This window comes from Sphingobacterium sp. InxBP1 (assembly GCF_026191775.1).
In the GTDB taxonomy this organism is placed as follows: Bacteria; Bacteroidota; Bacteroidia; order Sphingobacteriales; family Sphingobacteriaceae; genus Sphingobacterium; species Sphingobacterium thalpophilum.
Window position 1 is genome coordinate 216,604 of sequence record NZ_JAINDX010000040.1, and the last position, 26,308, is coordinate 242,911.

At 43.9% G+C, this 26,308-nt stretch carries 23 protein-coding genes; 2 read left to right on the plus strand and 21 right to left on the minus strand.

Features of this window, described 5'->3' with window-relative positions; all coding sequences use genetic code 11:
• Positions 1-39: 39 nt before the first annotated feature.
• The 6 genes from lpdA to K7A41_RS05290 form a co-directional block, all read right to left on the minus strand.
• Complete coding sequence (gene lpdA, locus K7A41_RS05265; RefSeq protein WP_028072564.1) at positions 40-1,446, minus strand: dihydrolipoyl dehydrogenase; 1,407 nt, start codon at positions 1,444-1,446, stop codon at positions 40-42.
• 140 nt (positions 1,447-1,586) lie between these two features.
• Positions 1,587-2,120: a plastocyanin/azurin family copper-binding protein gene (locus K7A41_RS05270; protein WP_028072565.1), complete on the minus strand. Its 534-nt coding sequence runs from the start codon at positions 2,118-2,120 to the stop codon at positions 1,587-1,589.
• 142 nt (positions 2,121-2,262) lie between these two features.
• Entirely contained in the window at positions 2,263-3,864 is a 1,602-nt protein-coding gene (locus K7A41_RS05275) for a response regulator (protein WP_028072566.1), read from the minus strand.
• 22 nt (positions 3,865-3,886) lie between these two features.
• The gene (locus tag K7A41_RS05280) at positions 3,887-4,447 is read right to left on the minus strand and encodes a chemotaxis protein CheB (protein WP_028072567.1); all 561 of its coding nucleotides are present in this window, start codon (positions 4,445-4,447) and stop codon (positions 3,887-3,889) included.
• Between the two features lie 2 nt (positions 4,448-4,449).
• On the minus strand, positions 4,450-5,259 hold the full coding sequence (locus K7A41_RS05285) for a CheR family methyltransferase (protein ID WP_028072568.1): 810 nt from the start codon (positions 5,257-5,259) through the stop codon (positions 4,450-4,452).
• Positions 5,260-5,276: 17 nt separating this feature from the next.
• A complete protein-coding gene (locus K7A41_RS05290) occupies positions 5,277-8,693 on the minus strand; it encodes a hybrid sensor histidine kinase/response regulator (protein WP_265712864.1) in 3,417 nt (1,138 codons plus the stop codon).
• 564 nt (positions 8,694-9,257) lie between these two features.
• Here K7A41_RS05290 and K7A41_RS05295 point away from each other — a divergent pair.
• Together K7A41_RS05295 and K7A41_RS05300 are read left to right on the plus strand one after the other, a co-directional pair.
• Positions 9,258-9,776 (plus strand): KdsC family phosphatase, encoded by a 519-nt coding sequence (locus K7A41_RS05295; RefSeq protein WP_037534706.1) that lies wholly within the window; start codon positions 9,258-9,260, stop codon positions 9,774-9,776.
• 2 nt (positions 9,777-9,778) lie between these two features.
• Positions 9,779-10,357 (plus strand): Maf family protein, encoded by a 579-nt coding sequence (locus K7A41_RS05300; protein ID WP_265712865.1) that lies wholly within the window; start codon positions 9,779-9,781, stop codon positions 10,355-10,357.
• A gap of 162 nt (positions 10,358-10,519) precedes the next feature.
• Here the strand turns inward: K7A41_RS05300 and K7A41_RS05305 are convergent, their stop codons facing one another.
• The 15 genes from K7A41_RS05305 to K7A41_RS05375 form a co-directional block, all read right to left on the minus strand.
• The gene (locus K7A41_RS05305) at positions 10,520-13,096 is read right to left on the minus strand and encodes a TonB-dependent receptor domain-containing protein (RefSeq protein ID WP_028072572.1); all 2,577 of its coding nucleotides are present in this window, start codon (positions 13,094-13,096) and stop codon (positions 10,520-10,522) included.
• A 103-nt stretch (positions 13,097-13,199) separates the two neighbouring features.
• Positions 13,200-13,619, minus strand: a complete 420-nt coding sequence (locus K7A41_RS05310) for an HYC_CC_PP family protein (RefSeq protein WP_265712866.1) — start codon at positions 13,617-13,619, stop codon at positions 13,200-13,202.
• Between the two features lie 310 nt (positions 13,620-13,929).
• Positions 13,930-16,398: a phosphocholine-specific phospholipase C gene (locus tag K7A41_RS05315; protein WP_265712867.1), complete on the minus strand. Its 2,469-nt coding sequence runs from the start codon at positions 16,396-16,398 to the stop codon at positions 13,930-13,932.
• A 110-nt stretch (positions 16,399-16,508) separates the two neighbouring features.
• Positions 16,509-17,270: a tryptophan synthase subunit alpha gene (trpA, locus tag K7A41_RS05320; RefSeq protein ID WP_028072579.1), complete on the minus strand. Its 762-nt coding sequence runs from the start codon at positions 17,268-17,270 to the stop codon at positions 16,509-16,511.
• Between the two features lie 4 nt (positions 17,271-17,274).
• Positions 17,275-18,459 (minus strand): tryptophan synthase subunit beta, encoded by a 1,185-nt coding sequence (gene trpB, locus K7A41_RS05325; protein WP_028072580.1) that lies wholly within the window; start codon positions 18,457-18,459, stop codon positions 17,275-17,277.
• Positions 18,456-19,082, minus strand: a complete 627-nt coding sequence (locus K7A41_RS05330) for a phosphoribosylanthranilate isomerase (RefSeq protein WP_265712868.1) — start codon at positions 19,080-19,082, stop codon at positions 18,456-18,458. Before K7A41_RS05330 ends, trpB begins: the two co-directional genes overlap by 4 nt.
• A 2-nt stretch (positions 19,083-19,084) precedes the next feature.
• Positions 19,085-20,074 (minus strand): anthranilate phosphoribosyltransferase, encoded by a 990-nt coding sequence (gene trpD, locus K7A41_RS05335; RefSeq protein ID WP_265712869.1) that lies wholly within the window; start codon positions 20,072-20,074, stop codon positions 19,085-19,087.
• Between the two features lie 318 nt (positions 20,075-20,392).
• On the minus strand, positions 20,393-20,857 hold the full coding sequence (locus tag K7A41_RS05340) for a hypothetical protein (protein ID WP_265712870.1): 465 nt from the start codon (positions 20,855-20,857) through the stop codon (positions 20,393-20,395).
• 143 nt (positions 20,858-21,000) lie between these two features.
• The gene (locus K7A41_RS05345; protein ID WP_028072584.1) at positions 21,001-21,222 is read right to left on the minus strand and encodes a DUF2795 domain-containing protein; all 222 of its coding nucleotides are present in this window, start codon (positions 21,220-21,222) and stop codon (positions 21,001-21,003) included.
• Between the two features lie 121 nt (positions 21,223-21,343).
• Complete coding sequence (locus K7A41_RS05350) at positions 21,344-22,102, minus strand: ABC transporter ATP-binding protein (RefSeq protein WP_028072585.1); 759 nt, start codon at positions 22,100-22,102, stop codon at positions 21,344-21,346.
• Entirely contained in the window at positions 22,084-22,875 is a 792-nt protein-coding gene (locus K7A41_RS05355) for a lysophospholipid acyltransferase family protein (RefSeq protein WP_265712871.1), read from the minus strand. Before K7A41_RS05355 ends, K7A41_RS05350 begins: the two co-directional genes overlap by 19 nt.
• A 65-nt stretch (positions 22,876-22,940) precedes the next feature.
• Positions 22,941-23,855, minus strand: a complete 915-nt coding sequence (locus K7A41_RS05360; RefSeq protein ID WP_265712872.1) for a substrate-binding domain-containing protein — start codon at positions 23,853-23,855, stop codon at positions 22,941-22,943.
• A gap of 4 nt (positions 23,856-23,859) precedes the next feature.
• Positions 23,860-24,330 (minus strand): DsrE family protein, encoded by a 471-nt coding sequence (locus K7A41_RS05365; protein ID WP_265712873.1) that lies wholly within the window; start codon positions 24,328-24,330, stop codon positions 23,860-23,862.
• A gap of 4 nt (positions 24,331-24,334) precedes the next feature.
• A complete protein-coding gene (locus K7A41_RS05370) occupies positions 24,335-25,315 on the minus strand; it encodes a c-type cytochrome (protein ID WP_265712874.1) in 981 nt (326 codons plus the stop codon).
• An 80-nt stretch (positions 25,316-25,395) separates the two neighbouring features.
• Positions 25,396-26,298, minus strand: coding sequence for a LysR family transcriptional regulator (locus K7A41_RS05375; protein ID WP_265712875.1), 903 nt, complete (start codon positions 26,296-26,298; stop codon positions 25,396-25,398).
• Positions 26,299-26,308: the final 10 nt, after the last annotated feature.

Consider the following 26,308-nt stretch of genomic DNA (forward strand, 5'->3'; position numbering starts at 1 on the left):
AAAAGTTTCCTTTTCCCCTTTTGATGTTTGATTTAACAATTATGCATGTATTGCTCTGTTCGCTGTAGCTGCTAATGCGGCTTCTTTCAGCGCTTCGGTATAGGTTGGGTGTGCGTGACAAATACGTGCGATATCTTCCGCTGAAGCCCGGTATTCCATGGCTACAGTGGCTTCGCCGATCATATCAGCAGCTCGCGGACCGATCATATGTACGCCCAGGACTTCGTCTGTAGCCGCATCGGCCAGTACCTTTACAAAACCATCCGTATCGCCGGAAGCTTTTGCACGGCCGGACGCTTTGAAAGAGAAAGAACCGGCTTTATATTTTACGCCTGCTTCTTTCAGTTGTTCTTCAGTCTTGCCTACAGAAGCAACTTCAGGCCATGTATATACCACACCCGGAATTAAGTTGTAGTCTATATGTGGTTTCTGGCCGGCGATATATTCTGCAACATATACGCCTTCGTCTTCTGCTTTGTGCGCGAGCATTGCACCTGTGATCACATCACCAATTGCAAAGACGCCTTGCACAGGTGTTTCCAAGTGCTCGTTGACCGGAATTTTCTTGCCTCTCTCTTCTAACGTGATACCGATATTTTCCAAGCCCAGGCCTTCCGAGTAAGCTGTACGTCCTACAGCTACGATACAGTAGTCTCCCTCGAGCGTGATTTCTTGTCCTTTTGGATCTTCCGCAGTCACTTTTACAGTTTTACCTTTGGCCGAAGCACCGGTGACCTTATGTCCTAGATAGAATTCCATGCCTAATGACTTTTTGAGGACACGTTGTAATTCTTTGCCTAAGCCTCCATCCATAGTACCAATGATGGATTTTGCAAATTCTACGACAGAAACTTTTGAGCCCAGACGTGCATATACGGAACCTAGTTCCAGTCCGATCACACCGCCACCGATGACGATAAGGTGTTTGGGTACTTCTTTTAAATTAAGTGCTTCTGTGGAGGTAATGATTCTCTTTTTGTCCACAGGCAGAAACGGCAATGACGTTGGTTTCGAGCCGGTTGCGATAATTACATTTTTACCGGTGATCTGCTCGGTTGTACCGTCAGCTTTTGTTATCTTAATGGTGTTTTTGTCTACAAATGAACCTACACCCTGGAAACTGTCAATTTTGTTTTTCTTAAATAAGAAAGTGATACCAGCCGTGTTCTGGGCAATAACATCGTCTTTGCGGGCGATCATTTTTGCCATGTCTACTTTTAGGTCTTTTAAGCTGATGCCGAAGGCATCAAAATTGTGGGCAGCATTGTGGTAATGCTCTGAGGAGTCTAAAAGCGCTTTTGAAGGAATACATCCAACGTTGAGACAAGTACCACCAAATGTGCTATATTTTTCAATAACAGCTGTTTTTAATCCTAATTGGGCACAACGGATAGCTCCTACATATCCGCCTGGACCACTTCCGATTACAATTACGTCGTATTGCATTGATTACGTTTTAATTTTTTGTAGTACAAATTTAATGATTATTAATGGGATAGGAAATCAAAACTTACGATTTGTACCCAGAGGGAAGTGCTGAAGCATAAAAAAAGGATATTCAAACCCTGAATATCCTTTTCTATATTTTATTCTGCGACGATTTTTCCTTGCATCACACCGTAGTGACCAGGGAAACTACAGATAAAAGGATAGACCCCTTTTTCGAGGGTGAATGTGATTTTATCCGTTTCGCCGGGACCTAACAATTTGGTATGGGAAACTATCGAAGATAAAGCTGATTTAGGGATATATTCGTCCGCTGCTGCCGCAGCTGCCTCTGCTCCGAAAGTGGGTAGGTCAACACCGGGCTTCAGAATAACTACATTATGTCCCATGGATTCTTTTGGCATGGTTCCCGCATTTTTGAAGGTTAACTCCACTGGTTCGCCAGCTTTCACACGGAATAGATCCTTATCGAACTTCATTTGGTCATTACCTTCTAAAGACAAGCTGTTCGAAATAGCAACATTTTCAATTCCGGGAACAGTCTCTGCTGCTTGGTTTTCTGTTGAAGTTGTTGTTTCTGTACTTGTTGACTTGTCAGATTTCTCTGCGTTTCCGCCACATGATGCAATCGACAAAGCAACTGCAACCGCTGGTATCACAAAAAATTTTTTCATTAGAATAATTTGTTTTTAATGGCAATGAAGCTGCCGCGAACTCCGTCATTCGAGCTTTTACCCGGACGGAGGTTCATGACGGATTCATCATTGTGTTTTATAATTCTTTAAAAATAGTGATTTCATTGATATTTAGAAATTATCATTTCAATTTTGACAATAAAGTATCAATTGTTTTGTGTAATTTGATGGGATCGAAAGGTTTTCCTACAACTTCGTTAGCACCAGCATCTAAGGCTTCTTGTTGTTCGGCCTGTAATACCGAAGCAGAAATAGAGATAATAGGCATGTTTGCGATCGAAGGACTGCTGTGTTTACGGATTTCTTTGATGGCCTCAAAGCCACTCATCAGAGGCATATGGGCATCCATAAAGACCAGGTCTATGGCACGTTGGTTGATTTCCTCGAGCGCAATCTGCCCATTCGTTGCCAGTACGATTTCGCAGTTCCAGCTCTTCAGGATGTTGGCTAACATAAAACTATTCAATTCGTTGTCTTCCGCGATCAGAATGACAGGTGAATTAAATTTAGGTAATTCCGTATAAAGCACTTGGGTTTCTTTTTCTAGGGGTTTATCTTCTATTTTATCAAAAGTACATTCAAAGGAAAATGTGCTTCCACTGCCGTATGTGCTGGATGCAAATACTTTGCCGTTCAACAGGGCTGCGATGCGCTTGACAATAGCCAGCCCGAGTCCTGTGCCACCAAATTTTTTGGTGATGCTATCTTCACCTTGTTCAAAGGCAATAAATATTTTTTCCAAAGCCTCTTCTGCGATCCCTATACCAGTATCAATGACCTGAAACTGCAGGCTGATCTGCTGTTTGGTTTCATCGAGCAGGCTGATTTTTAGCGCTACGGAACCTGTAGAGGTAAATTTAAAGCTGTTGGATATAAAATTGGATAGAATTTGCTTCAGCCGAAGAGGATCTGTCAAAAAATAGCTGTTTATCCGTTCATCTATGTCAATGGAAAAATGTAAACCTTTAAAAATTGCCTTATCTATAAACAGGTTGTTGAGGTCATCGGTAATATCGTGCACCGATGTAGATTCCATATTGAGCTTCATCATGCCAGAATCGACCTTGGAGAGGTCCAGAATGTCATTGATAATATTCAATAAGTTCTGAGATGCTGAATCAAGCTTATTGATCCAGTTTTCCTGTTCGGCTGTGAGCTGTGAATTTTTCAACATTTGTGTGATCCCCATGATACCGTTGATCGGCGTGCGGATCTCATGGCTCATGTTGGCCAGGAAGGTCTCTTTTGATTTTCTGGCCAGTTCAGCCTCTTCTTTTGCCTTCAGGATAGCTTGTTTGGATTCTTCCAGTTCTATATTTTTCGCTTTAATTTCCTGTTGTATGAGCAGTTGCCGCACAAAAGATTTGACTTTTGCGACGGTCGCTTCGGGATTCAGCGGTTTATAGAGATAGTCTACAGCACCACTGTTGAGCCCCTGGATCAGGTATTTGTCCTCCTTAGAGATGGCGGTGACCATGATAGGGATAATGTGGTTCGTCTTGGGGTTTTTCTTAAGAAAGGACACGAATTCGAAACCATTGATTTCGGGCATCTGTACATCAACCAGTGCCAGATCGATCTGTTCTTTCCAGCATATTTTCAAGGCTTCGTTGGGATCGGTGCTGCTAATTATATTTACATATTCGATATCTTCCAGCAAAGCTGTGAGACTGATGATATTTTCGATTTTATCATCGACGATCAATATCTTAATCTTCTTCATTATATCAAAATCTAAATACAAGTTAGGTGAATTGCTCAATGTAGTTTTTTATGGCTTCTATACTCAGGATTTTATCGTGCGCATGGAGCTGTATAGCTGCCTCGGGCATCATGGGGACTTCTGCTGTATCCGGATCCTGCACATAGGTTGTGCCGCCATATTGTTTGATCACTAATAGCCCTGCCGCGCCGTCCTGATTGGCCCCTGAGAACAAAATTGCGGTGCAGTTCTCTTTATATATTTCGGCAGCGGATTCAAATGTCACATCAATCGATGGTCTGGAATATTGGACCGGTTCGGAGATGTCCAACGAAAAGCTATAATCAGGCTCAATGAGCAGGTGGTATCCAGCAGGTGCAAAATAGATCGTTCCATCTTCAATGCTCTCCTTGTCATCCGCTGTTTTTATGCGTTGTACCAAGGCTTTCGACAACGTCTCCTCAATGCTTGAAGCATATTTAGGATTGCGGTGTACGATGACGACTACAGGGACCTGTATAGGTCGTTCCAAAGCTTTTAGAATATTTAAGATAACGCTAAAACCGCCTGCAGATCCTGCCAATAAGAGAATTTTCCGTTCCATGGCTAACCGATTTTTTGGTAAATGTTGTATTTTTTATTCACAACTTTAAATTTAGCCGCATTTTTGTAGTTGATTAATGACTCTTTCGATCCAAGGCATAGAAAACCGAGATGACAGAGAGAATGGTAAAACAGATCCAGGACTTTTGATTGAAGTTCAGTATCGAAATAAATCAGTACGTTCCGGCAGCTGACGACCTGAAACTCATTGAATACACCGTCTGATACGAGGCTATGCTGTGAAAAAAGTATATTTTTTTTTAGACTGTTATGAATAGTCGCTGCATTGTACATGGCGGTATAATAATCCGAGAGGGAGCTTTTTGGTTCTGTTTTAATAAAATTTTCTGAGTACTCTTTTACTTTTGCCAGGGAGTAGATACCCCTTTTGGCTTTATCCAGCACTTTCGAATTGATATCCGTTCCGTAAATAAATGCGCGTTCGTACAAGCCCGCTTCCTTCAATAGAATGGCCAGGGAATAGACTTCTTCGCCTGTTGAGCATCCGGCACTCCAGAGTTTAATATGCGGGTATGTAGCCAGGTAGGGAAACACCTCTGCTTTTAAGGCTTTATAGAACTCGGGATCCCTGAACATCTCCGTGACATTGACGGTAATTTCCTGTAAGAAGTAGGTGCTATATCCCGGTTTATTGATCAAGTTGGATTTTAATTCCAGCAGATTCAGCTTATTGAGTTCCATTATTCTGGCTACTCGTCTTTTGAGCGAGGACCGTGTATAGCCTGACACATCAAAACCATGAAGGTTTTTGAGCACATCAATTATTTCCTCCAGCTCTTCGAATGTTAACATTATTGCCATTTTACTGCTTAACTCAACCATACACGCATTAAAGAAATCAGTTTATCTACATCGACGGGTTTGCTGATGTAGTCGTTAGCGCCGACAGCTATGGTCTTTTCCCGGTCGCCTTTCATAGCTTTGGCGGTTACCGCTATGATCGGCAGGTTTGCGAAGCGCTTGTTGGCCCGTATGTTTTCAATTGCTTCATAACCGTCCATAACCGGCATCATAATATCCATTAAGACGAGGTCTATGTGTTCGTTTCGCTCCAGGATATCGAGTGCTTCCTGTCCATTATTTGCGATCTCAACATTGATTTCATATCCTTCAAATACGGTGCTCAACGCAAAGATATTACGCATATCGTCATCTGCCAGCAACACTGTCTTGTTCGCCAGATTATTTTCGGCCAGCACCGATGAGCCGGGGGTAGATGGACTGTATGCTTTTTTGTTGCTCCGGATGTTATTTAAAAATAAATTCACTTCGTCTATTAAGCGGTTGTTGGACTTAGCTGATTTTAACACCATAGCCTGGCTATGCTGCACAATTTCTGAAGTCTGTTCGGGACTTAGCTCCATCGCTGTATTAATAATGATCGGCAGCTCCTTGTACTGGCTATTGGACTTGATTTCGTTGAGCAGTTCGATCCCTGGCCTGTCAGGCAAATTAAGATCCATAATGATGCAGTCAAATATCTTTTCCTGAGACAGAAGATCCAGCGCCTGCTGGGCGTCATAAGCCTGAAATATCTGTATATGCTGCTCCTCAAGGGATTGTTTTATAAAATCACTTTGAATTTCCTGGTCTTCCACCAAGAGGATTTTTTTCAGGGGATGACTAGTGGAGGCTTTGATCTTCTGGAAGGTCTCGGCCAGGGACTCTTCCGATACTGGTTTAGACATAAAACTGATGGCACCGGCGGATATAGGTTCATCATGGAGGAAGGTCCCCGCTGACATCATGTGAACGGGAATATCCTTGGTTGCCGTAGTCTTCTTCAGATTGCGCAACACTTCCCAGCCATCCATTTTAGGCAGCATGATATCCAGAATGATTGCTGCAGGCAGAAGGTTCTGGGCTTTGTTGAGCCCATCTTGTCCATCGTAGCTGAGGTAGACATCATAGCCGTTCTGAATGGCATAATCTTTTAAGATGTCCGCAAAGATGAAATCATCTTCAATGATCAGCAATCTGTTGTTTTTGTTTGCAGCATCAGCGTAAGTGGCGTTGTCTTCCCCAATTTTTGGGGATATTACAGGAGTAATGGGCGATTGCTTGTCCACTGTGGTGGATACAGCGTTTTGGGTATCCAAAAGTAATGGAAGGGCAAAGACAAAGGTACTTCCTTCGCCCACTTTGCTGTGGAGTGTAATTTTGCCCTTCAGAAGATTTGCTATTTCGCGGCATATCGACAGGCCGAGCCCTGTGCCACCATATTTGCGGCTTGTAGAGCCATCTTCTTGTTTAAAGGCATCAAAGATCAGTTCCTGTTTGTCCGGAGCTATACCAATTCCGGTGTCGCTAACCGTAAAATAAAGATGTTCTTTGTCAGCTGCTATCTTGAGCGATACGGTACCGTTCTCGCCCGTAAATTTGAACGCATTTGACAGGAGATTCTTGAGCACTTGCTGTATACGTTGTTCGTCACTGACGAATTCTTGCGGTGTACTTTCCTCGAGCTGTAATTCGAACCGGATATGTTTCGATTCGGCAGTGTCGTGAAAAAAGTCCCGGATATAGCTGATCAGATCACCGGTGTTGATGGGTTCGTTCTGTATTTCAACTTTTCCGGATTCTATTTTGGCTAAATCCAGCAGTTCATTAATGAGGTGAAGCAAGTCAGAACCGGCGCTATGGATGACAGATGCGTATTTAATCTGATCCTCATGTAAATTTTGCTTTTTATTGTCCTGCAGCAGTTTGGCCAGAATAAGGATACTATTGAGGGGAGTCCGCAGTTCATGGCTCATATTGGCCATAAATTCCGATTTGTATTTGCTGGATAGTTCTACTTCTTCGATCTTTTGGGCGACAGCCAGCCGTGCCTTTTCCAGATCTTCATTTTGAGAGAATAGCAGTTTGGCCTTCTCATCCAGCTCATTGTTTGTCTGGATAAGCTCTTCCTGTTGTACCCGCAATTCCTCCTCCGAGGCTTCCAGCAGATGGGTTTTATGGATCAGCTCCTCATTGGTTGTCCTTAATTCTTCTTGCTGCGCTTCAAGCTCTTCTGTCTGCTGCTGAAGTTCTTCGTAAAGTTCGGCAAGCTTGCCATGAGTCTGAGCTACTTTTAGAGTGACCGCAACATTGTCTTTCACCTTATCCAGGAATTTGAGCCGAAGCTGTTCCTCTTTTTCGCCAACGATCGGACAGCAGATTTCCATCACTGCGACACAATGACCTTCATAAGTAAAAGGGATGATATAGATTTCGGCCTCGATTCTGCTGGACAAAGAAGTTTCCAGAAGCAGATGGCTATGGTCGATGTCTTTGATTTTTACGACCAGGTTTTTGCAGGCCACATCACCTAAGATGCCATCGTTTTCCTTGAAGGTCTGTTTGAGCTGCGAAGATGAAATACCGACTTTGTGCGATAGCTGGTATTCCTGATAATTGTCATCAAATACATAGACGGTACCACCTAGCGCCTTGGTCGTACGGATAATGGCTTCCAAGCTGATTGTCGCAATTTTTTTGTCTGTATAATCGCCACGTAGCTGCTCGTCGATATCGTTGATGGCATTCAGGATCCAGTTGTCGCTATTGGTCTGATCCTGCAGTGTGCGCAGTTGATCATTGGATTCCTTCTGACTTTTAACGGTCGCCCTTAGTACTTTGGAAATGGAAGAGATCTTGGCCAAAATAAAGAAAAATCCGCTTAATCCGATCGCAATAAACAAGTAAGTAATGTTCTGGGCAAGCTGAAGACTGTTGGCGGATTTCTCCAGTAAATTAGCCCTTTGGGCGAGAAGATCTTTGGAGAGTATATCAATCTGATTAAAAATGGCTGTTTTTTGGACACTAATCCGCTTAGAAAGATCTTCATTGTGCGCGATCTCGTACATATCTTGCTCAAAATCATAGAATGCCCTTATTTCCTTGCGGAGTAAGGCTATCTGCTGCGCCGGGAATGTATAAAACCCATCGTCGGTGTCAAATGCGTTCAACAGCTCATCATTACGCCTAAGGTCTTGCTGATAGGGAGTAAAGAGCGCGGTGTTCTTTTTTATACAATAGTTAAGTTTGGCGTCATTGACATTATCCACGTTTGTTCTGATCCGGTTAATAAGAGCAAACCGCTCTTCGGCAATCCGGACAATCGTACGTTCATTATCCAATATATGATGCAGAGAGATAAAAAAGCACAACGCGGAAATAAAAATTAGTGAAAAAGAAATCACTACTCCGATGGTAATCTGCTTTTTATAGTTTTTTTGATCCATGCAAGAATGCGTTTAATGTTCATTTTTCTGCGGGTAGTTGCCGTTATCACACCGGGAAAAAGATGTATGTAAAATAACGAAAAAACTTACTATTCCTAAAATACAGAAAAATACAAGATAGTCAGGTGCAAACGTGAAATACTTAAAAAACAAAACCCTGATGATGGGCACCAGGGTTTGTTACTAACCAATTATAAACCTAAATTATGAAAAGACTTCCTAAAGAGCTCCTAAAATTAACTTTAGTTGCTGTATTTTTTTGCCTGAAAACCAGAATGATTGTTTTATTAATCTTATATATGCTTTTAAAATAAATGTGCTTAAAAGCGTTCTGTTAGTGTTTTCATAGCGAGATAACCTTTAATTATCTTCTACAAAGATACAGTAAATAGTCCTTTCCTTCCAAATATTTTTAACAATAAGTTGCTAATACAACTATGTTGTGACATATAAATGATATTTGGCGTATTTAAATAAAAATATGACCGTCAACGTTTCGTCTCTGTAAGAGCCGACAGTCGGATTATTGGTCGAAATCCCTTACTTTTACAAAAATATATTTTGATGGTATTGACAGAATTTAAACAGATAAAAGGGTTTGTACTGGATGTGGACGGTGTTTTGACGGATGGAACAGTGCAGGTAAACGAAAGCGGGGAGCAGTTGCGTACCTTTAATATCAAAGATGGTTACGCGATGCAGCTGGCCATTAAGCAAGGTTACCCTATTTTTATTATTACCGGCGGAGCTTCCCGTGGTGTTGAACATCGTTTAAAGGGCCTTGGCGTCCGTGAAGTTCATTTAAAGGTAGCTGACAAGCTGACGAGGTTGAGGGAGCTTGCAGATGTATATCAGTTAGAATTGAGTCAGCTGATGTATATCGGAGATGATATTCCGGACTTCAGTTGCATGCGTTCTGTGGGGCTTGCTGTCTCTCCGGCCGACGCTGTCGAGGACATTAAGAAAATTTCGCATTATGTATCGGCATTGAAAGGCGGGAAAGGCGTTGTGCGCGAGTTGATCGAGAAAGTTTTGAAGCTACAGGGCAACTGGTATGAGGATGAAATGATAAAGAGTATATAGGTATGTTAGCGAATTTAAAAAATGTTCCGGTTATTCTAGGCTCCCAATCGCCAAGGCGAAAACAGTTATTAGCAGGTTTGGGCTTTCCGTTTGAGGTCGAAGTGAGAGAAACAGATGAATATGTGGATCCTGCGCTTACGCCTCAAGAAGCTGTCCGTCAGATTGCCTTGCAAAAATTGAAGGCTTTTGCGGACCGGTCGGACAGCCTGGTGATCTGCGCAGACACGGTTGTTGTTTCGGCTGCGGGGGAGATTCTGGGTAAGCCCAAAAGCAGGGACGAGGCCGAACGGACGCTTTGGAGTCTGTCCGCCGATAAGCATCTGGTCATGACGGCAGTGGCGATCCAATGGAAAGGTAGTGTCCATTCTTTTGTGGAGACGACAACAGTTCACTTCTATCCGCTGGATTCGGAAGAAATAAGCTACTACGTATCAAATTTTTCACCGTTGGACAAAGCGGGATCCTATGGTATCCAGGAATGGATCGGCTTGATCGGAATCGCGAAAATAGAGGGGGAATACAACAATGTGGTGGGCTTGCCAACAGCTAAGCTCTACCAGGAATTAAAAGGTTTAACATAGAAAAAGCGGCTGTATAGCCGCTTTTTTTGAAAACAATTTGTGTTATCGATTCCCTTTTTCATATAGGAATCGATGCACGCTCTATGGTATCTTTAACGGAGAGGACATGTACTAATTTTGCCAGCTGTCGATTATTGGAAGCATGAGGCCTCAATTCACCCGCTATTTGATGAAATAACGGATTCCTGTATAAAACATGCGTCCTGTTAGCGGGCCCCACAGCATCGAGGTGTCAAAATAGTTTCCAAAGGGCTGATCCGCAGCAAGGATTGGGGTTTTCTGAAAATAGTTGGATAGATTTTCACCGCCAATATAGACCGTAAAGTTCTTGTCTTTGCCGAATGTTTTACTGATCTGCGCATTCATTGTCGCATAGGTTCTGGATGTTGCTGGCATCTGGTATTCTACTGGGTTGTCTAGCGTTGAAGGTATACGTTTTGGTCCAACGACATTCAAGGTGTAATCCAGGCTCCAGCCCGAGTGGTGATTGTACGCAAGGTTGACAAAGCCACGATGTTTGGCCAACAGTGGTTTGGTTTTTCTGCCGCTCTCGAAATCGGTCTGTACATCCAGGAGACGATAAGCGAGACGCGTTTCAAAATGTGGGGCGGGCATCAAACGGAACTCTGCTTGTAAGCTGTTGGAAAATGATTTGCCACTTAGATTATAAAAATTGATCTCCCTTGGGTTTTCGTAATCTACAACAACCTGATTGGAGAAGCTGTTGTGAAAAAACTCGACAGAAGCAGAGGCTTCTCTTCCGAAGATTCGCATGCTCTGGTCCAGGGCTAGGCCGGTATTCCATGATACTTCAGGCTGCAGGCCATATGCTTTCTGATGAATATCAGGGGACTGAATGACCAGTTTTCGGCTACTTGCCAGTACAGCGGTGTTTTCTGCAAAGATATTTGCTGTTCGCTGTCCCCTTCCTGAACTAGCGCGTAAGGTTGTTCCGGATATAGGTGCATAGCGCAGGTTCACCCGCGGTGTGGTAAACCAGCCATATAATGAATTATAGTCCTGGCGTAACCCCAGTACGGCATCAAATTTTTCGGAAGGACTAAAGGTATATTCTGCAAATGCTCCCGAGACCACCTCTTTGCGTTTAAAATTCTGGTCCTTGAGATACCATTCGTCATAGTTGTCGTAATTGACGGACACACCGACCCGATATTTGTGGGCGACGGTACCGAGGATGTCCTGAAAGAGGAGGTTAGCATAACCGTTTTGTTGTTCAGAATCGTAGCTGTTCAGACCAAAGTAGCTTTTCTGATTATAGTTGGATCCCGCCAGTTGCAAGCCAACGCTACGATGTTTATTCCCCGGAAATACATAACCAATTTTGGCAAAGCCTTCAACACGCTCGATGTCAAAGCCGAGTCCATAGCGATTGGTCGTGCCTTTATCCTTTTTCTTGTCAAAATCTATTTGTCCGCCGGTACGGTCGTCATTGAGGTATTTAATGCCGAATTGTACCATAAGACCCTTTCCGTTTTCGTATAACCAACGGTTTACCCCGGAAAATAAATTTCCGATGGGCACATCCCGGAAGCCATTGTGGCTAAAGTTCATGGATTTATTATACATAAAGTTGTCATGTAATAAGACCGATGTGGACCAATGGTGCCCAATTTTTTGGGAAAGGTTCAGATTTACGTCAGTGCGCCCCATATTATTGGCATAGGCATTAAAGAACAGCCTTTCTGAGTTTTGTGGTTTTTTTAGTTCGACATTGATCTGACCGGCCATGCTTTCATAGCCATTGGCGACGGAGCCTACCCCCTTGGCGATCTGAATGGATTCTATCCAGGTGCCAGCGATGGAATTTAGGCCCAGTGGTGAGGCTAAGCCGCGGGGGCCTGGCAGGTTTTCGACAGTCAGCTGGGTATAGATTCCACTGAGGCCTAGCATCTGGATCTGTTTACTGCCGGTGACGGCATCAGCACTGATTACGTCCACGGAAGCATTGGTTTCAAAACTTTCGCTCAGATCACAGCAGGCTGCTTTGAATAGTTCTTTGCCGGTGAGTACTTCCAGTCTGGCGGGTGTCATCCTGTCGATATAGTTTGACCGGCGTGTCCCTTTAACTTCGACTTCCATCAGGACATTGCCTCTGGCGGTGATCATGACAATCTCATGGGGGTCTTTAATGGTGATGGTATCGGACCGCATGCCCACATAGCTAACCACCAGTTTGTCAAAACCGTCTTTGTGCTCTAGCTTAAACACACCGTTTTCATTACTTCTGGTATTCCTTGTCGGTAAATTTGCCCAATGCACGTTAGCACCTACAATTGGTTTGAGCTCACCTTTTTCATTCTCTTCCACCACGACACCTGTAATGATATGGGGGTGGTCATGTTCTGATTCGGTTGTAGCAGGTTGTTTTTCAGGTGATTTTCCGTCGATCAGTCGTGGGTACATACAGCATTCATGCAGCTTGGCATAAGCCTCTTCGCTTGCCACTAGGTTGTCGACGTCATGTCCGACTGCAGCGATGTTTTTTTTGATCGTTTCCAGCTGCACTTTCTCTGCATCGTAGGTTAAGAGCAGCTGATTGTTGCTGGCATTCCAGACTGCGCTAGCTACGCCGGGCAGTTTGGCTGCAGTTTCAATTCTTTTTTTGCACATGGCGCAGTTGCCGGCCACAGTTAGTGTTTTTGTACTGTCGCTCTGTGCCCAAAGGGTTGTGATGGTGATAAATAAGATTAGTGCTGTTGTGTATATTTTTTTTAACATTTGATTCATGATTCTTTAATAGTATACGGTCTTAAAAAAAGCTGCATAGCAATGCCTATCGATGAAAAAATCCATCAATACATCAGTATAATGAAGAAATGAATCAGATTCTAAAGTTTTGGTTAAGAATAAAGACAGGCTGGTTATCTTTTTGGATAAAGTTTCCGAAACTAGCTACCTGGAGTAATGAGCTGTCTTCTTCGGCTGCAAACTGAAAATAGTTAATCATCCAATGGCGTATGATAACCGCCGGGGAGAAACTATTGAAGTTAAGAGTCTGAGATAAACGATTGAAGTCATCCACTTTTTGAGCAGCTATGCGTATATCTTTACAGCTGCCTTCCTGATGGCAATGTTGCTGGTTTTTATCCGATTTTGCACATAAGGGGCATGAATGAGCCGTTTGGTCTTCTGACAGTGACAGCGCCTGAGGTTCGCCCTGGCAAAAATGAAGATGCAAAGTCGCACCGCTTGCTGCGAGCAGATAGAAAAATAAGCCGATAAAGAGTGCGATCTTCTTCATTTCCACAAATGTAGATAAAATTTATATGTTTTTTTTGTAATATTTTGAATAAATGTTATAACTTGTACTGCAGAATTTATAACCAAAAACTACCGATGTTATGTGTCTTTTATTCATTAATTCCATTAGTTTATATCTGCTAGCTGTACTTTTGATCGTCAGTGCAGTGCTATTGTATAAAGGATTTTATCATGTCGTCCGCCGTATTCAGGAATAAGCGTTTCTGATGGCTTTCCTTTTGGGGAGCGGGCTAATGGACTTTGATTGTTGATTATGAAAACGGAGCCGCCTTAATAAGCAGCTCCGTTTTTTATGATCGGCTTAGCAATGGGTCGCTTTTTCCGTTTTTTCCGGTCTCGATACGACCGGCGTATTGTTCTGCAAAATCCGAATATTGTTTGCAGGTTACACGGACGTCATACCAGTGATATTGTTTGGATAGGTCGAAGCGAATAGTCGCAGTTTCCCCGCTTTTTAGCGAGAGAGGTGTGTTTCCCCGACCGTAGCTCAGATCTTCAAATAGGAGCTGATGATCCACCTCATCGCTGTTCATACAGCTGAAGATTAATTTACCCGTGAAGGTTTTGGTATTTTTATCTATTTCGTAGCGGCAGATGATTTTAATTTTTGGATGTGTGGGGCCGCCCTTAAACTCGCGATAAAAGCCATTAGGACCATGTACTTCAAACTGATACTTTCCATTTTCGAAAGATTGTATATTCCATTGGTCGGTGATGCGGTCACCGGGACACACCGCATAGCAGCGGGAGGTTCCGGTTTCACCGTTATAAGGGGCAGCATGATATACAGTGAAGGGAGAGCCCGCGGCTCGATCACCGAACATATCATTTCGTACTTCGAACGCAATCTGATAGTTTCCTTCTGGGCGGTATTCACCATCCGCATACAATTCGTAAGGGAGCAAGCAGGAGTCACGAAGCCCCGGTTCCTGTCTTGGAAAATAAGGCGAACTGGTAGGGTTTTTCTCTATTTGCTGGACCTCCGCTGAGGATAAAGGTTTGAAGCCCATTGGAAGTCCTTTATATTTGGCTTGGTGGATTCCTCTTATAAAATGTTCGCGGTCCAATACTAATGGTTTGTTGATCAGCTCGCCGTGGTAAGGTCTGAAGGCTGAGGTGAGGTCGCCGCAGACTGCCCTTCGCCAGGCGCTGATGTTGGTCTCCCTGACTTCTTTCTTGATTTTATGGCTAATGAATTTTTCGAGAAATTGTAAGCTGGAGGTGTGATCGAATACCTGAGAATTGACCCAGCCACCTCTTGTCCAAGGTGATGCAATAATCATCGGAACCCGATACCCCAGGCCGATCACGCTCTCACGTCCACTTTCCGGATAATATTGTTCATTACGGCGGACAAATTCGACGGTCGGGTCAATCCCCGCGGAGACTTTGCCACTTTCTGGCCGGTACGGATTTGGCGGCGTGAAAGGTGCGAAATGGTCGAAATAGCCATCGTTCTCATCGTAGGTGAGAATAAAGATCGTTTTTTTCCAAATCTCTGGGTTCTGCGTTAGGATATCCATGATTTCACTAACGTACCAGGCGCCAAACCAAGGGGAGTCGGGATGATCTGAGAAAAGCTGGGGTGGCGCCAGCCAGGAGACCATCGGAAGCTTTCCCTCTTCAACATCTTTTCGAAACTGATAAAGGATATCTCCTTTGGGTATCTGTAGCTCCCGCTGCTGATCGCCTTCCTGATAGCGCATGGTCTCCAATTGCATATAATCAGGTTGTGCACTATTGTTGACAAATGCCCGCCGATGGATATCCCTTGTCCGTGCATCGAGTTTTTCGAAGTTGTCCATGCTGTACTGCTCGATTTCAGCAAGTAGCTGTCCCAGTTGCTGCTGTAGTTTTTGCTTCATATCTGCAGTCGTGGCAGTACTTATTTTTTCTTTCAGCTGTTTCTTTTTTTCGTGCAGCAGCTGACGATAGCGTGGGCTGTATTTTACCTCATATTGCGGAAAGTATTCCATAGGATTACATCCAAAATTGGCCAGCCAGCTATTGGCCTCACCGCTATAACCGGCGCTGCTGGATGAAATTTCGTTCTGATAGATTTTCCAGTCCACTCCGAGCTCAGACAGGCGTTCGGGAAAGGTTTTCCAGTTGGCTTTTCCACTAAATTCAGAATCACCATTCCATACCAGCGCCTTTCCGTTTAAATTTTCGCGGATATTTGCTGTCCAGAAATACAATCTGTTGGGGTTGGTACCTGTGATGCTGGAACAAAAATGCTGATCGCAGATGGTGAAAGAATCGGCAAGTGAATAGTAGAAGGGTATATCTTCCCGGGTATAATAGCCCATCGTTAAGGGGAGGTCTGCAAACTCTTTAAAGCCAGAATGTTTGACATCTAACCATTTATCCATTTTACCCTCATTGCGGGCGTCGGTCTGATCCGTCCAGTTATGAGGAAGACATCCCATCCAGGTGATTTTTGAATCTTTGATATCTAGCCGGAAGGGGGCGTATGTTTCACCAGTTTTTTGCGTCTGGAACCAGACTTTATTGCGGTTTGGCTGCCGGATGGCTCTGGGATCGTTGAATCCACGAACTCCCCGGAGGGTACCAAAAGCATGATCAAAAGATCTGTTTTCCTGCATCAGCAGTACAACATGTTCGGCATCATAAAAGGAGCTTCCTAAGGCAGGGTTGATTGCCATTGCCTTGGCAACGGCCGGCGGAATGACATGAGAAAGCGAGGCTCCCCCGGCAAGCATCGCCGCTTTCTTTAAAAAATCTCTTCTGGTATCCATGTTATTTGCTTGTTAATCCTCGTTCAGGCCTGTATCCGACAATTAGTGTCTGGGTATAAGGCTTAATAGTTGACCTATCCCAGACGCTAACCGGAATCATTTTGGAGTCGTTAGTCCTTGATAGACTTTATGAAGTCAGGAATCTGATCCATGTAGTCCTGTTCTTTTAACTTTTTAACAAATGCAGTGCCGATGATCGCTCCGGCAGTATAGGTACTAGCCTTTTGGAATGTCGCTTTATCCGAAATACCGAATCCGACAATTAGCGGGCTTTTGAGCTGCAGATCATGTATACGCTTAAAGTAGGCATGGGTATCTTCACCTACATCCAGGGTTTTGCCAGTCGTGGCATTGGCCGAGAGCAGATAGATAAAACTACGGGAAAGACTGTCTATTTTTTTGATACGTTCGGTTGAAGTCTGCGGCGTGACAATAAAGATATTGGCAATGCCATTTTTTTCGAAAGTCTCTTTATACAGTTCCTCATATTCATACATGGGCAGATCAGGAATAATAACGCCGTCCACACCGACGTTCTTGCATTCTGCGCAAAAATTGTCCATTCCGAACTGCAGCACAGGGTTTACATACCCCATCAAAAAGACGGGGATGTGTACGTGCTGACGGAGCTCGCGCAGTTCTTCAAATAGCCTTTTAAGTGTCATGCCATTTTCCAGCGCCACCTGTGAACTGTGCTGGATGACGGGGCCGTCTGCGACCGGATCAGAGTAAGGAAATCCAATTTCCAAAAAATCTGCCCCAGCTTCCTCCAGTTTTTTAGCTATACGGACTGTACTTCCCAGCTCGGGGTAGCCTGCGGTAAAATATATCGATAATAAGGGGTTGCCCGCTTTTTTTTCAATCGTTCTCATGCGTTTAAAAATCAAAGTATTTCATATAGTTGTCCAGATCCTTGTCACCTCGTCCTGACAGGCATATGACCACCGTCTCGTCTCCTTTGAACGGAATCTTCGCCAGATAAGCCAGCGCGTGGGCGCTTTCAATCGCAGGGATGATACCTTCCAGTCGCGTAAGTTCGAGACCTGCCTGCATGGCTTCGTCGTCGGTGATGCTGACGTAATTCCCCCTGCCCGAGCGGAATAACCAGGCATGTTGTGGACCGATGCCCGGATAATCCAGTCCTGCAGAAATGGAATAGGGCTCAACGACCTGGCCATCTTCAGTCTGCATCAATATGGACCTGCTTCCATGGAGCACACCTTCTTTTCCCAGTGCGGTTGTCGCAGCAGATTCTCCCGAATGAACACCGTGACCAGCGGCTTCAACGGCGTAAAGCTGAACAGATTCCTCATCCAAAAAATGGTAGAACATACCCGCAGCATTGGATCCACCACCGACGCAGGCCAGCACCATATCGGGAGTTGCCTTTCCCGTTTTTTCAAGCAGTTGCTTTTTTGTTTCCTCAGAAATGATGGACTGAAAGCGAGCGACCATATCCGGATAGGGGTGTGGTCCGACGACCGACCCGATGATGTAATGGGTATCAATAGGATTGTTTATCCAGTCGCGCAGCGCTTCGTTGGTTGCATCTTTCAGCGTTTTCGAACCGGAGGTTGCTGCGATAACTTCTGCGCCCATCATCTTCATGCGCGCAACGTTGGGCGCCTGGCGCTGTATGTCAATTTCACCCATATAGACAGCACATTGGATGCCTTTGAGCGCACATACCGTTGCGGTGGCTACACCATGCTGTCCTGCTCCTGTCTCCGCAATAATGCGTTTTTTGCCCAAACGCTCAGCCAGAAGAATCTGGCCAATGGTATTGTTGATCTTATGTGCTCCGGTATGGTTGAGGTCCTCGCGCTTTAAATAAATAGTCGTCCCATATTTTTCAGACAGGCGCTTGGCATGATATAATGGTGAAGGGCGACCAACGTAATCGCGGAGCAATTGGTTAAATTCTTCCTGAAAGCTTTTCTCTTCGATAATCTTGAGATATTCTTCGCGAAGCTCCTCCACATTCGGGTAGAGCATCTCAGGGATATAGGCACCTCCAAATGGCCCATAATATCCTTTCTCATTAACTTGATATATACTCATCTTTTAATATTGTTTATGCTTTGGGTTAATAGATTGATATCTTTTAATCCGGGTTCTACTTCGAATTTTGAATTGAGATCCAGGGCGTACAGACGTGGATCGTCGACTTGTAAGGCTTCTCCGATATTGTCTGGTCCTAATCCGCCACTGAGGAAATAGGGACAGTCTAATTTATACTGGTTTAACAGCGACCAGTCGAAGGGTATACCCGTGCCACCATAGGCGCTGCTTTTTGTGTCAAATAAAAAATAATCCACGACATCGCGGTAGGATTCCAGCTGATTCCAGTCAAAGCTATGATCGACTCCGAATGCTTTTATGACAATGGCCGATGTCTCCGCTTTCAGGGCCTGGCAGAACTCTGCTGTTTCATTCCCGTGTAGCTGAACGGCATCCAGCTTGAAATTATGAATTGTATCAACGAGCTCCGGCAGATCAGTGTTCACAAAGACCCCCACTTTCGCGGGCTGCACGAGGTTGCGGATATATTCCCTTTGTGCTGTGCCGACATAACGTTTGGACTTCTCGTAAAATATAAAGCCGATATAATCAACCCCAAGTGCGGTTACTTCTGCAATGTTGTCCGGATATTTCATCCCACACACTTTTACTTTAACTGCCATGCTTATTGCTTAATGATTTTTTGAAAACTTCGGAGCGCTTTTCCGGACATCAGGGCTTCTTCCGCTTCGTAAAAGCAGTCGCCAAACGTCTTTTCGGGGTGAAATGTTTTAATGGCAAATGCGGCATTGGTCAATACCACATTGTTTTGCACATCCGTACCTTGATTATTCAGTATGGACAAAAATATCTGTGCTGCATCCGCAACGCTGTCACCTCCAGCCAGATCCTCTGGGAGGATTGGTGAAAAACCGAGTTCTTCCATACTGTAATAATTTTCACCTTGGTTGGTGATGACTTTAAAATCACCGGTCATGGATATCTCGTCATAGCCATCCAGGGCATGTATAATTGCGTATTGCTTGTCGGTATGCTGGTACAGATAACCATATAGGCGTGCAAGCTCTAAGCTGAATACGCCAACAGACTGAAATTTTGGATTGGCTGGGTTGGTTAAGGGTCCTAACATATTAAAAAACGTCTTCACCCCCAAGGCCCGGCGGATGGGAGCAACGGTTTTCATGGCGGGGTGAAACAGCGGAGCATGGAGGAAGCATATATTGGCTTCGTCGAGCTGGCGGGTCAGTTCTTCCTTGTCGTTGCTGAACTGATAACCCAGATGTTCCATGACATTTGATGAGCCACAGCTGGATGATACACCGATATTTCCATGTTTGGCAACCTTATAACCTGCACCGGCTGTAACGAAAGAAGCGATTGTAGAGATATTGAACGTATTTTTGCCGTCGCCGCCAGTACCGCAGAGGTCAATCAGATCGTAACCGTCAAAGTCCAGTTTGAGACATAAGTCGTACATCGCGTCTCGAAATCCAGCGAGTTCTTCCACGCGGATACTGCGCATACCATATGCGGTCATGAATGCTGCAATCTGATGACTGTCATATTTACCTCTGGCAATGTTGGTCAGGATTTCGTAAGCTTCCTGCCGCGAAAAAGTTTTGTATTCAAACAAATGGGCTAAAATTTCTTTCATATTTATTTTAAATAAAAAGGGCTTACCTTATTCAGGCAAGCCCACCATATCTTGATGTATATCAAATAATGCAATAGGAGTTTGCCACAACGTTATTCGTCGTGCCACCACCAAGCTTTATTCAATACGGTCAGTATCATTTTTCTTTTTTTGTTTTTACAAATATGGTTGATACAATTGTAAAATGCAAGTCTTTTTATTGAAAAAAAACTAAAAAATCAGCATTCGACTTAAAATTGTTGTTAAAACATTCTAAAGGACACGGGGGCACAAGGTTATCGAACGGTAAATTTGTGCTGAGGGTCCGTGTAAATGCGGTCAATAAAAAACGAAATGGGCTCTATTGTCACCTTTGGACACCAGGGTGAAAGAAGCTATTTTTTTATCTTGGACAACCGCTGCGAAAACAAAGCGTTTCAGATACCGGACAAAATAAACTTGTCGTGGGTCTATTCCTTCGAGGTCGATATCATTGGTTTCCTTACGTCCAGCCCGGGTAAAGCTGATATATTCCAGTTTACTGTTATCTTTACTCTGTATATTGATCCGAATCTCGTCTATGCTGGCCAAGAGATACTCCTGCATGTCCGCATCCATATTTTTGGAGGTTAACAGATCTTGGCTCAAAATGATGTCGCTTGCGACATCTTGGTCATTTAGGCGATGTACAAAGTTCTTCAGCACAGCTACATTGGGATCCTTATCCGCACTTTGCTGTGCAAATAATGAGCAGCAGAACAGGGTTATACAGGCTAAAAGCCATGCCTTTATCTTGAATTTCATGCATATAAGACTTGTATGCCATCCAATGGATTAATCAGCAGACAAGGATTTGTGTTTGTATTAATCGACAATGGCTCTTTCGAATGGGTATTTTTACATCTGAGCAATAAAAAACGCCTTTTACTAAAGGCGTTTTTTATTGCTTAATATTCATCTTCATTGAAGAAGAAATCATCTTTTGTTGGATAGTCGGGCCAAATTTCTTCAATATTTTCATATGGCTCACCGTCATCCTCAAGAGATTGTAAGTTTTCAATCACCTCAACTGGTGCACCCGAACGAATAGCGTAATCGATTAATTCATCTTTTGTTGCTGGCCATGGTGCATCTTCTAGATGCGAAGCTAATTCTAATGTCCAATACATATAAAAACAATTTAAGTTCTCTATTTTCGCAAAGCTATCAATTAATTTAACTTAAGCAAGTAAATCAGCTGTTATTTTTCTGTAAATAATGTAAATTGTTGGATATTAGATAGATAATATTTTAAATATTCTCAAAGTCACTACCTTTTTCCTTTAAGGCATTCAGTCGTGGCGAGACGGATTTGATATCCGGATTGGCGTAATCATTCTCTATTAGCCCGTCGCGCATGCGTACAATACGGTGGGCATGAAGTGCGATATCCTCCTCATGTGTAACCAGAATAATGGTGTTTCCTTTGGAGTGGATTTCTTCGAGCAGCCCCATAATTTCGATGGATGTCTTCGTGTCAAGGTTTCCGGTAGGCTCGTCAGCCAATATAATGGATGGATCGTTGATCAGTGCACGCGCAACGGCCACGCGCTGCCGCTGGCCACCCGACAGTTCATTGGGTCTATGGTCCATACGATGTCCCAAACCTACGCTCTCTAAGGCCGCCGTGGCTTTTTGCTCACGGTTAATTTTGTTATATCCGGCATAGATCAGCGGCAAGGCAACATTCTCCAATGCCGTGCTTTTGGGCAGCAAATTGAAGGTTTGAAAAACAAAGCCTATTTCTTTGTTTCTGACCTCGGCGAGCTCATCGTCTGACATATCGCTTACGTTTATACCGTTGAGGATATACTCTCCTCTGCTAGGCGTGTCCAGACAGCCCAATATATTCATAAGTGTGGATTTCCCTGATCCTGATGGGCCCATTAATGCAACAAATTCTCCCTTGTGAATATTGAGCGTCACGGAGCTAAGTGCATGGATGGTTTCTGAACCTATCTGATATTCACGTGCAATATCCTTGATTTCGATTAATATCTTTCCTGACATATTTTTTGGACGTTCTCTGGTTTTTGAAAATACGATTTATTCTTCATAATCCAATAAGAATGCATTTTGTCGTAAACAATTTTCTCGAGTTCGGAGGCATTGTTGTCATCAAAATCTTTGGTCTCGATGGGACTGAAAACATGAACGTTGACAATTCCGGGACGCGAACCTCGTTCGGCTCCGTCATCGAAGAAAATATCCCAGGCATTTTCGATAATAATCGGTACTATGGGCACATCATTTTGGATGGCGATGCGAAATGCACCAGATTTAAACGCATGTAGCTGAGGTGGAAATCCGTCATCAATCTTTCCTTCAGGAAATATGACCACGCTACGGCCCTGTTGAACCAGTTCATTAGCGCGCTGAAAGGCCTTAAATGAGGAGACTTTGCTTCTTCGGGTAACCGGAATATCGATGGTTTTGAAGAAGATGCGTGTAACTGGATTTTTGAGCAGTGAAGCTTTGCCAATAAATGAAAACGGAATCGGGCACAAGTAGGTTAAGGCGGTGATATCCAGAACTGATGTATGATTCGGGCAGAGTACCATGGACCTGTCCCAGCTAAACTGCGATTCGTAGGTGACTTTAAAAAATACTCCTGCTAATGCAGAACCGCTGATCGAGATCCAGCGGCGCATACGTGCTATCGCGGCGTAATTTTTTTTTGGTTCCAGCGCTAAAAAATAGAGGTACGGGAAAAATAGGATAAAAACAAGCAGAACGGCTATAAAATACCAGTAACGATGGAGTTTTTTAAGCAATAGAACCATACAATTCGACTAATTTTGACCTAAAGTAAAAAAAGAAAATGGATATTAATACCCATTTTCTTTTTTTAGTCGATTGTAAAGCCGTATTTTTTGTAAATCTGTTTGGCCACGGAGGAGGCCATAAATTTAAGGAAGTCGTCTGCTGCCTGCTTATGAGGGGCATTTTTGAGTTTTGCCGCCACATAGGTTGCTGTTGTATTTTGCGCATCAGGGATGGTAATACCCTCGACAGGATGACCAATGAGTTTTTGATAGACAACCTCGGAGGTCCACACGGGGGCTACGTCTGCCTGATTGTATAGGATGCGCATGGGGCTTTCCCGATGGTGAATTTTTGTCAGATAAGTGCGACCATCCTGAACTTTGTCCTCCATGATTTTCTTTACGAGTTGTTCGCCGCCCGCTTTTTTGTAGGATGCTTTGATCTGTTCTCCTATACCTTCCCATAAGGGATTTGGCATGCTGATTCGCACATTAGGCTTACCTAGATCGTTCAATGTTTGGATATTTGCGGGGTTGCCCCGGGGGACCATCAGGCAGATGTTGTTGTAACAGTATATCTGCGTATGGCTGAAATAGTCGGCCATTTCCTGTATGGCCCTCTTACTGGCGGTATAGATGTCAGGCTTATGGGTAATGCGTAGATTACCGATGGTAACTGAGCCGCCTTTGATCTGTTTGGCAAGGATTCCCGGAGGCAGGGTTTCGACAAATATACGCTCATACTTCGGATATTCTTTTCTAAAAGCGGTTAGGAGATCATCCACTACCATAAATTGGTTGCCGGCAAAAAAGATCGTGAGCTGTGGATTTTCAATATCACCATAGAGATCGGGAACATTATCGATTCCCGGCACAGTAAAGTTGAGTGCGGATTTGGGAGGATTGTTCCATGGTGGATCAAAACGATGTTCCTGTGCACGCAACTGGAGGCTGGCCAAGAGGGCCAGAAGCAGGCTGGATAGTACAAATTTTCTCATGCTATTATGGTTTAACAATGATCCAACCCTCATTTGCACGGAGAATAAGTTCGCCATTGCCACTGGGGACATATGCAATAAAATCAAATAATTCCTCCTTTGCGATATGTTTCTCTTGCAATGTGTTCAGGCATTGCGCTACGATGACGCCTTTTCTGACCAGTTCCTTTAGGGGCTGTTCGTATTGGCTATTCTTTTTTAGGTAGGCTTCTGTTCCTCCCGAAAAGGCAACCAGTTCAATCTGCAACCGACCTTTCAAACGAGGATCTTTCAAAACGTTGTTGATGTTACGAATAGCTTTCTCAATGGTTTTGGGGTCATTGCTGTCCAGCTGATAAATTGCTTTGTATATTTGTTCCTTGGCAACAGCGCCGGTATATTGCTGATTAGCAATCAGTAATTTGTCACTTTGGGCTTTTGCCCTGAAGGTTGTTATCGCCAGCAGGATACAGGCAATGGTGAAGTGTTTTTTCATTTTCTTAAAAATTATAAGGTCCATGTTTATGTTGTTCTAAACTAATGTTATCGGCATAGGGAGGGTAGGGGCTATCCTTTGGTTTTTTGCCGAGGTCAGGATAATCCAGTTCTTTATTCGTTTTTTTTGGACGGTCAAAGGAATTGATGTAGGCGGCTACATCATAAGCTTCGGCATCGCTGAGCTGGGGAGCGTCGTAGGTGGCTCCCAAAGGCATATTGGCTTTAATAAAACGTGCAGCGGTGAGCAGTCTCGCCATTCCTGCGCCGTCATTATAGCTGTCTTTTCCCCAAAGCGGGGGATATATATATCCTTTTCCCCCAGCTTGCGGAACTCCTTGTCCGTCCTTTCCATGGCAGCTGATGCATTTTCCTTCAAATACGAGTTTTCCGTGTTTGAGGTCGGCTGCCCGATCTGGAATATCGAGCTGCACAAATCCCTGTCCGGGCAATCTGCCTTTATTGAGTGTATTGGCACTGATGTTTTTGATATAGGTAACAATTGCGCGCATTTCCCTGCTGTTTTCCGGGATTGCGCGGCCATTCATGCTGCGTTCAAAACAGCCATTGATACGTTCCTCCAGGGATTCAACTTTATTTTCGCGGCCAATATAAGTCGGAAATACGTTGGTCAGCCCTACATAAGGTGCTGCAAAGGCTTTTGTTCCGCCATTGAGATGGCAGCTCGCACAAGCCAGTTTGTTTCCGATCTTCACTTGGCCATCATAAAAATAGTCATAAGTATTTTTTATTAACTTTTCGCCATACTTGGCCATTTCACCTTCCGGATTGTCTTTGAATGTTATCTCTTTGAATTGGGATACATGAGTGATCAGCGAGTCATTGGAAACTGCTGGCGAGTCGATCTTCCTGCTATTGGTGTCATGTTTGAGGGGAAATACACAGAGTGTGGTGCAAGTGATACACAATGCGACAATAATCCAGCTCAACGCCTTTAAGTAATTTGTTAGTTTTTTGTATTCCATTTCATCTGTTCGTTTGTACAAATCTACCGGCATGCCGGCATTGGATAAAGCGAACTTTACTTATGAGATATAACCAAATGTTATACCTTGAAATTCTGACGCAGGCAGAACTGAAGAAACTGGTTGGGCGTACCTGCCAGTCCGCCATAGAGGTGGGTAAAATAGAAATAGCGATCTATGGTCAACTCGGGGATGTCGACGATACACAATTGATTGTTCAATACCTCCTTCTGCACCGTGTGTATGGAAAGAAAAGCGAAGCTATTGCGACGCAGCAGGTAAGCTTTGATGCTCTCTGTTGAGGGCAATATCATCTCGATCTGAATTTCAGACAAGTTTATATGCTTATCCTTTAATGCATTTTCAATAATTGTTCTGGTGCCTGATCCTTGTTCACGTAGTACCAGTGGCAGCTGTGTTATGTCAACGAGTGTCGGATCTTTTAGCTGTTTTAACAGGGGATTGCCGCTATTTGTGACCAGCACGAGCTCATCTTTCATAAAAGGGATATACTTTAGGGATCTGTTGTCCGTGGATCCTTCAGTAATGCCCAGATCGAGTGTCTTATCCATAAGCTGCTCTTCGATGCTGCGGCTATTCGACTGAAATGACTGGATACGGTTGTTGGGGTATTGCGTCAGGAAATCGGCTAACAAGGCCGGTAATATATATTGCGAGATTGTGGTACTGGCGCCCAAGACTAGATTTCCCTTGCGGCCGTGCTGTAGCTCCTGTATTTCCTGGCCTGCCTGATTGTACAGGTTGATAATCTGCTGGGCGTATTTGTAAAGGATCTGCCCCGATTCGGTGAGATTGAGATTATTGCCTTTTCTTTCAAAAAGAGGTATGCCGAGCTTCTTTTCCAGTTCCTGGATATTTTTACTGACAGCGGGTTGCGATATGAAAAGTGCTGAAGCTGTCTTGGTAAAATTAAGATGCTGAGCAGCTGTATAAAAGACGAGTAAGCGAAAATCAAAATCCATAGAACGACAA

Coding starts and splice junctions, on each gene's coding strand:
- lpdA (WP_028072564.1), bottom strand. CDS start 1,446: ATGCAATACGACGTAATTGTAATCGGAAGTGGTCCAGGCGGATATGTA.
- K7A41_RS05270 (WP_028072565.1), bottom strand. CDS start 2,120: ATGAAAAAATTTTTTGTGATACCAGCGGTTGCAGTTGCTTTGTCGATT.
- K7A41_RS05275 (WP_028072566.1), bottom strand. CDS start 3,864: ATGAAGAAGATTAAGATATTGATCGTCGATGATAAAATCGAAAATATC.
- K7A41_RS05280 (WP_028072567.1), bottom strand. CDS start 4,447: ATGGAACGGAAAATTCTCTTATTGGCAGGATCTGCAGGCGGTTTTAGC.
- K7A41_RS05285 (WP_028072568.1), bottom strand. CDS start 5,259: ATGTTAACATTCGAAGAGCTGGAGGAAATAATTGATGTGCTCAAAAAC.
- K7A41_RS05290 (WP_265712864.1), bottom strand. CDS start 8,693: ATGGATCAAAAAAACTATAAAAAGCAGATTACCATCGGAGTAGTGATT.
- K7A41_RS05295 (WP_037534706.1), top strand. CDS start 9,258: ATGGTATTGACAGAATTTAAACAGATAAAAGGGTTTGTACTGGATGTG.
- K7A41_RS05300 (WP_265712865.1), top strand. CDS start 9,779: ATGTTAGCGAATTTAAAAAATGTTCCGGTTATTCTAGGCTCCCAATCG.
- K7A41_RS05305 (WP_028072572.1), bottom strand. CDS start 13,096: ATGTTAAAAAAAATATACACAACAGCACTAATCTTATTTATCACCATC.
- K7A41_RS05310 (WP_265712866.1), bottom strand. CDS start 13,619: ATGAAGAAGATCGCACTCTTTATCGGCTTATTTTTCTATCTGCTCGCA.
- K7A41_RS05315 (WP_265712867.1), bottom strand. CDS start 16,398: ATGGATACCAGAAGAGATTTTTTAAAGAAAGCGGCGATGCTTGCCGGG.
- trpA (WP_028072579.1), bottom strand. CDS start 17,270: ATGAGAACGATTGAAAAAAAAGCGGGCAACCCCTTATTATCGATATAT.
- trpB (WP_028072580.1), bottom strand. CDS start 18,459: ATGAGTATATATCAAGTTAATGAGAAAGGATATTATGGGCCATTTGGA.
- K7A41_RS05330 (WP_265712868.1), bottom strand. CDS start 19,082: ATGGCAGTTAAAGTAAAAGTGTGTGGGATGAAATATCCGGACAACATT.
- trpD (WP_265712869.1), bottom strand. CDS start 20,074: ATGAAAGAAATTTTAGCCCATTTGTTTGAATACAAAACTTTTTCGCGG.
- K7A41_RS05340 (WP_265712870.1), bottom strand. CDS start 20,857: ATGAAATTCAAGATAAAGGCATGGCTTTTAGCCTGTATAACCCTGTTC.
- K7A41_RS05345 (WP_028072584.1), bottom strand. CDS start 21,222: ATGTATTGGACATTAGAATTAGCTTCGCATCTAGAAGATGCACCATGG.
- K7A41_RS05350 (WP_028072585.1), bottom strand. CDS start 22,102: ATGTCAGGAAAGATATTAATCGAAATCAAGGATATTGCACGTGAATAT.
- K7A41_RS05355 (WP_265712871.1), bottom strand. CDS start 22,875: ATGGTTCTATTGCTTAAAAAACTCCATCGTTACTGGTATTTTATAGCC.
- K7A41_RS05360 (WP_265712872.1), bottom strand. CDS start 23,855: ATGAGAAAATTTGTACTATCCAGCCTGCTTCTGGCCCTCTTGGCCAGC.
- K7A41_RS05365 (WP_265712873.1), bottom strand. CDS start 24,330: ATGAAAAAACACTTCACCATTGCCTGTATCCTGCTGGCGATAACAACC.
- K7A41_RS05370 (WP_265712874.1), bottom strand. CDS start 25,315: ATGGAATACAAAAAACTAACAAATTACTTAAAGGCGTTGAGCTGGATT.
- K7A41_RS05375 (WP_265712875.1), bottom strand. CDS start 26,298: ATGGATTTTGATTTTCGCTTACTCGTCTTTTATACAGCTGCTCAGCAT.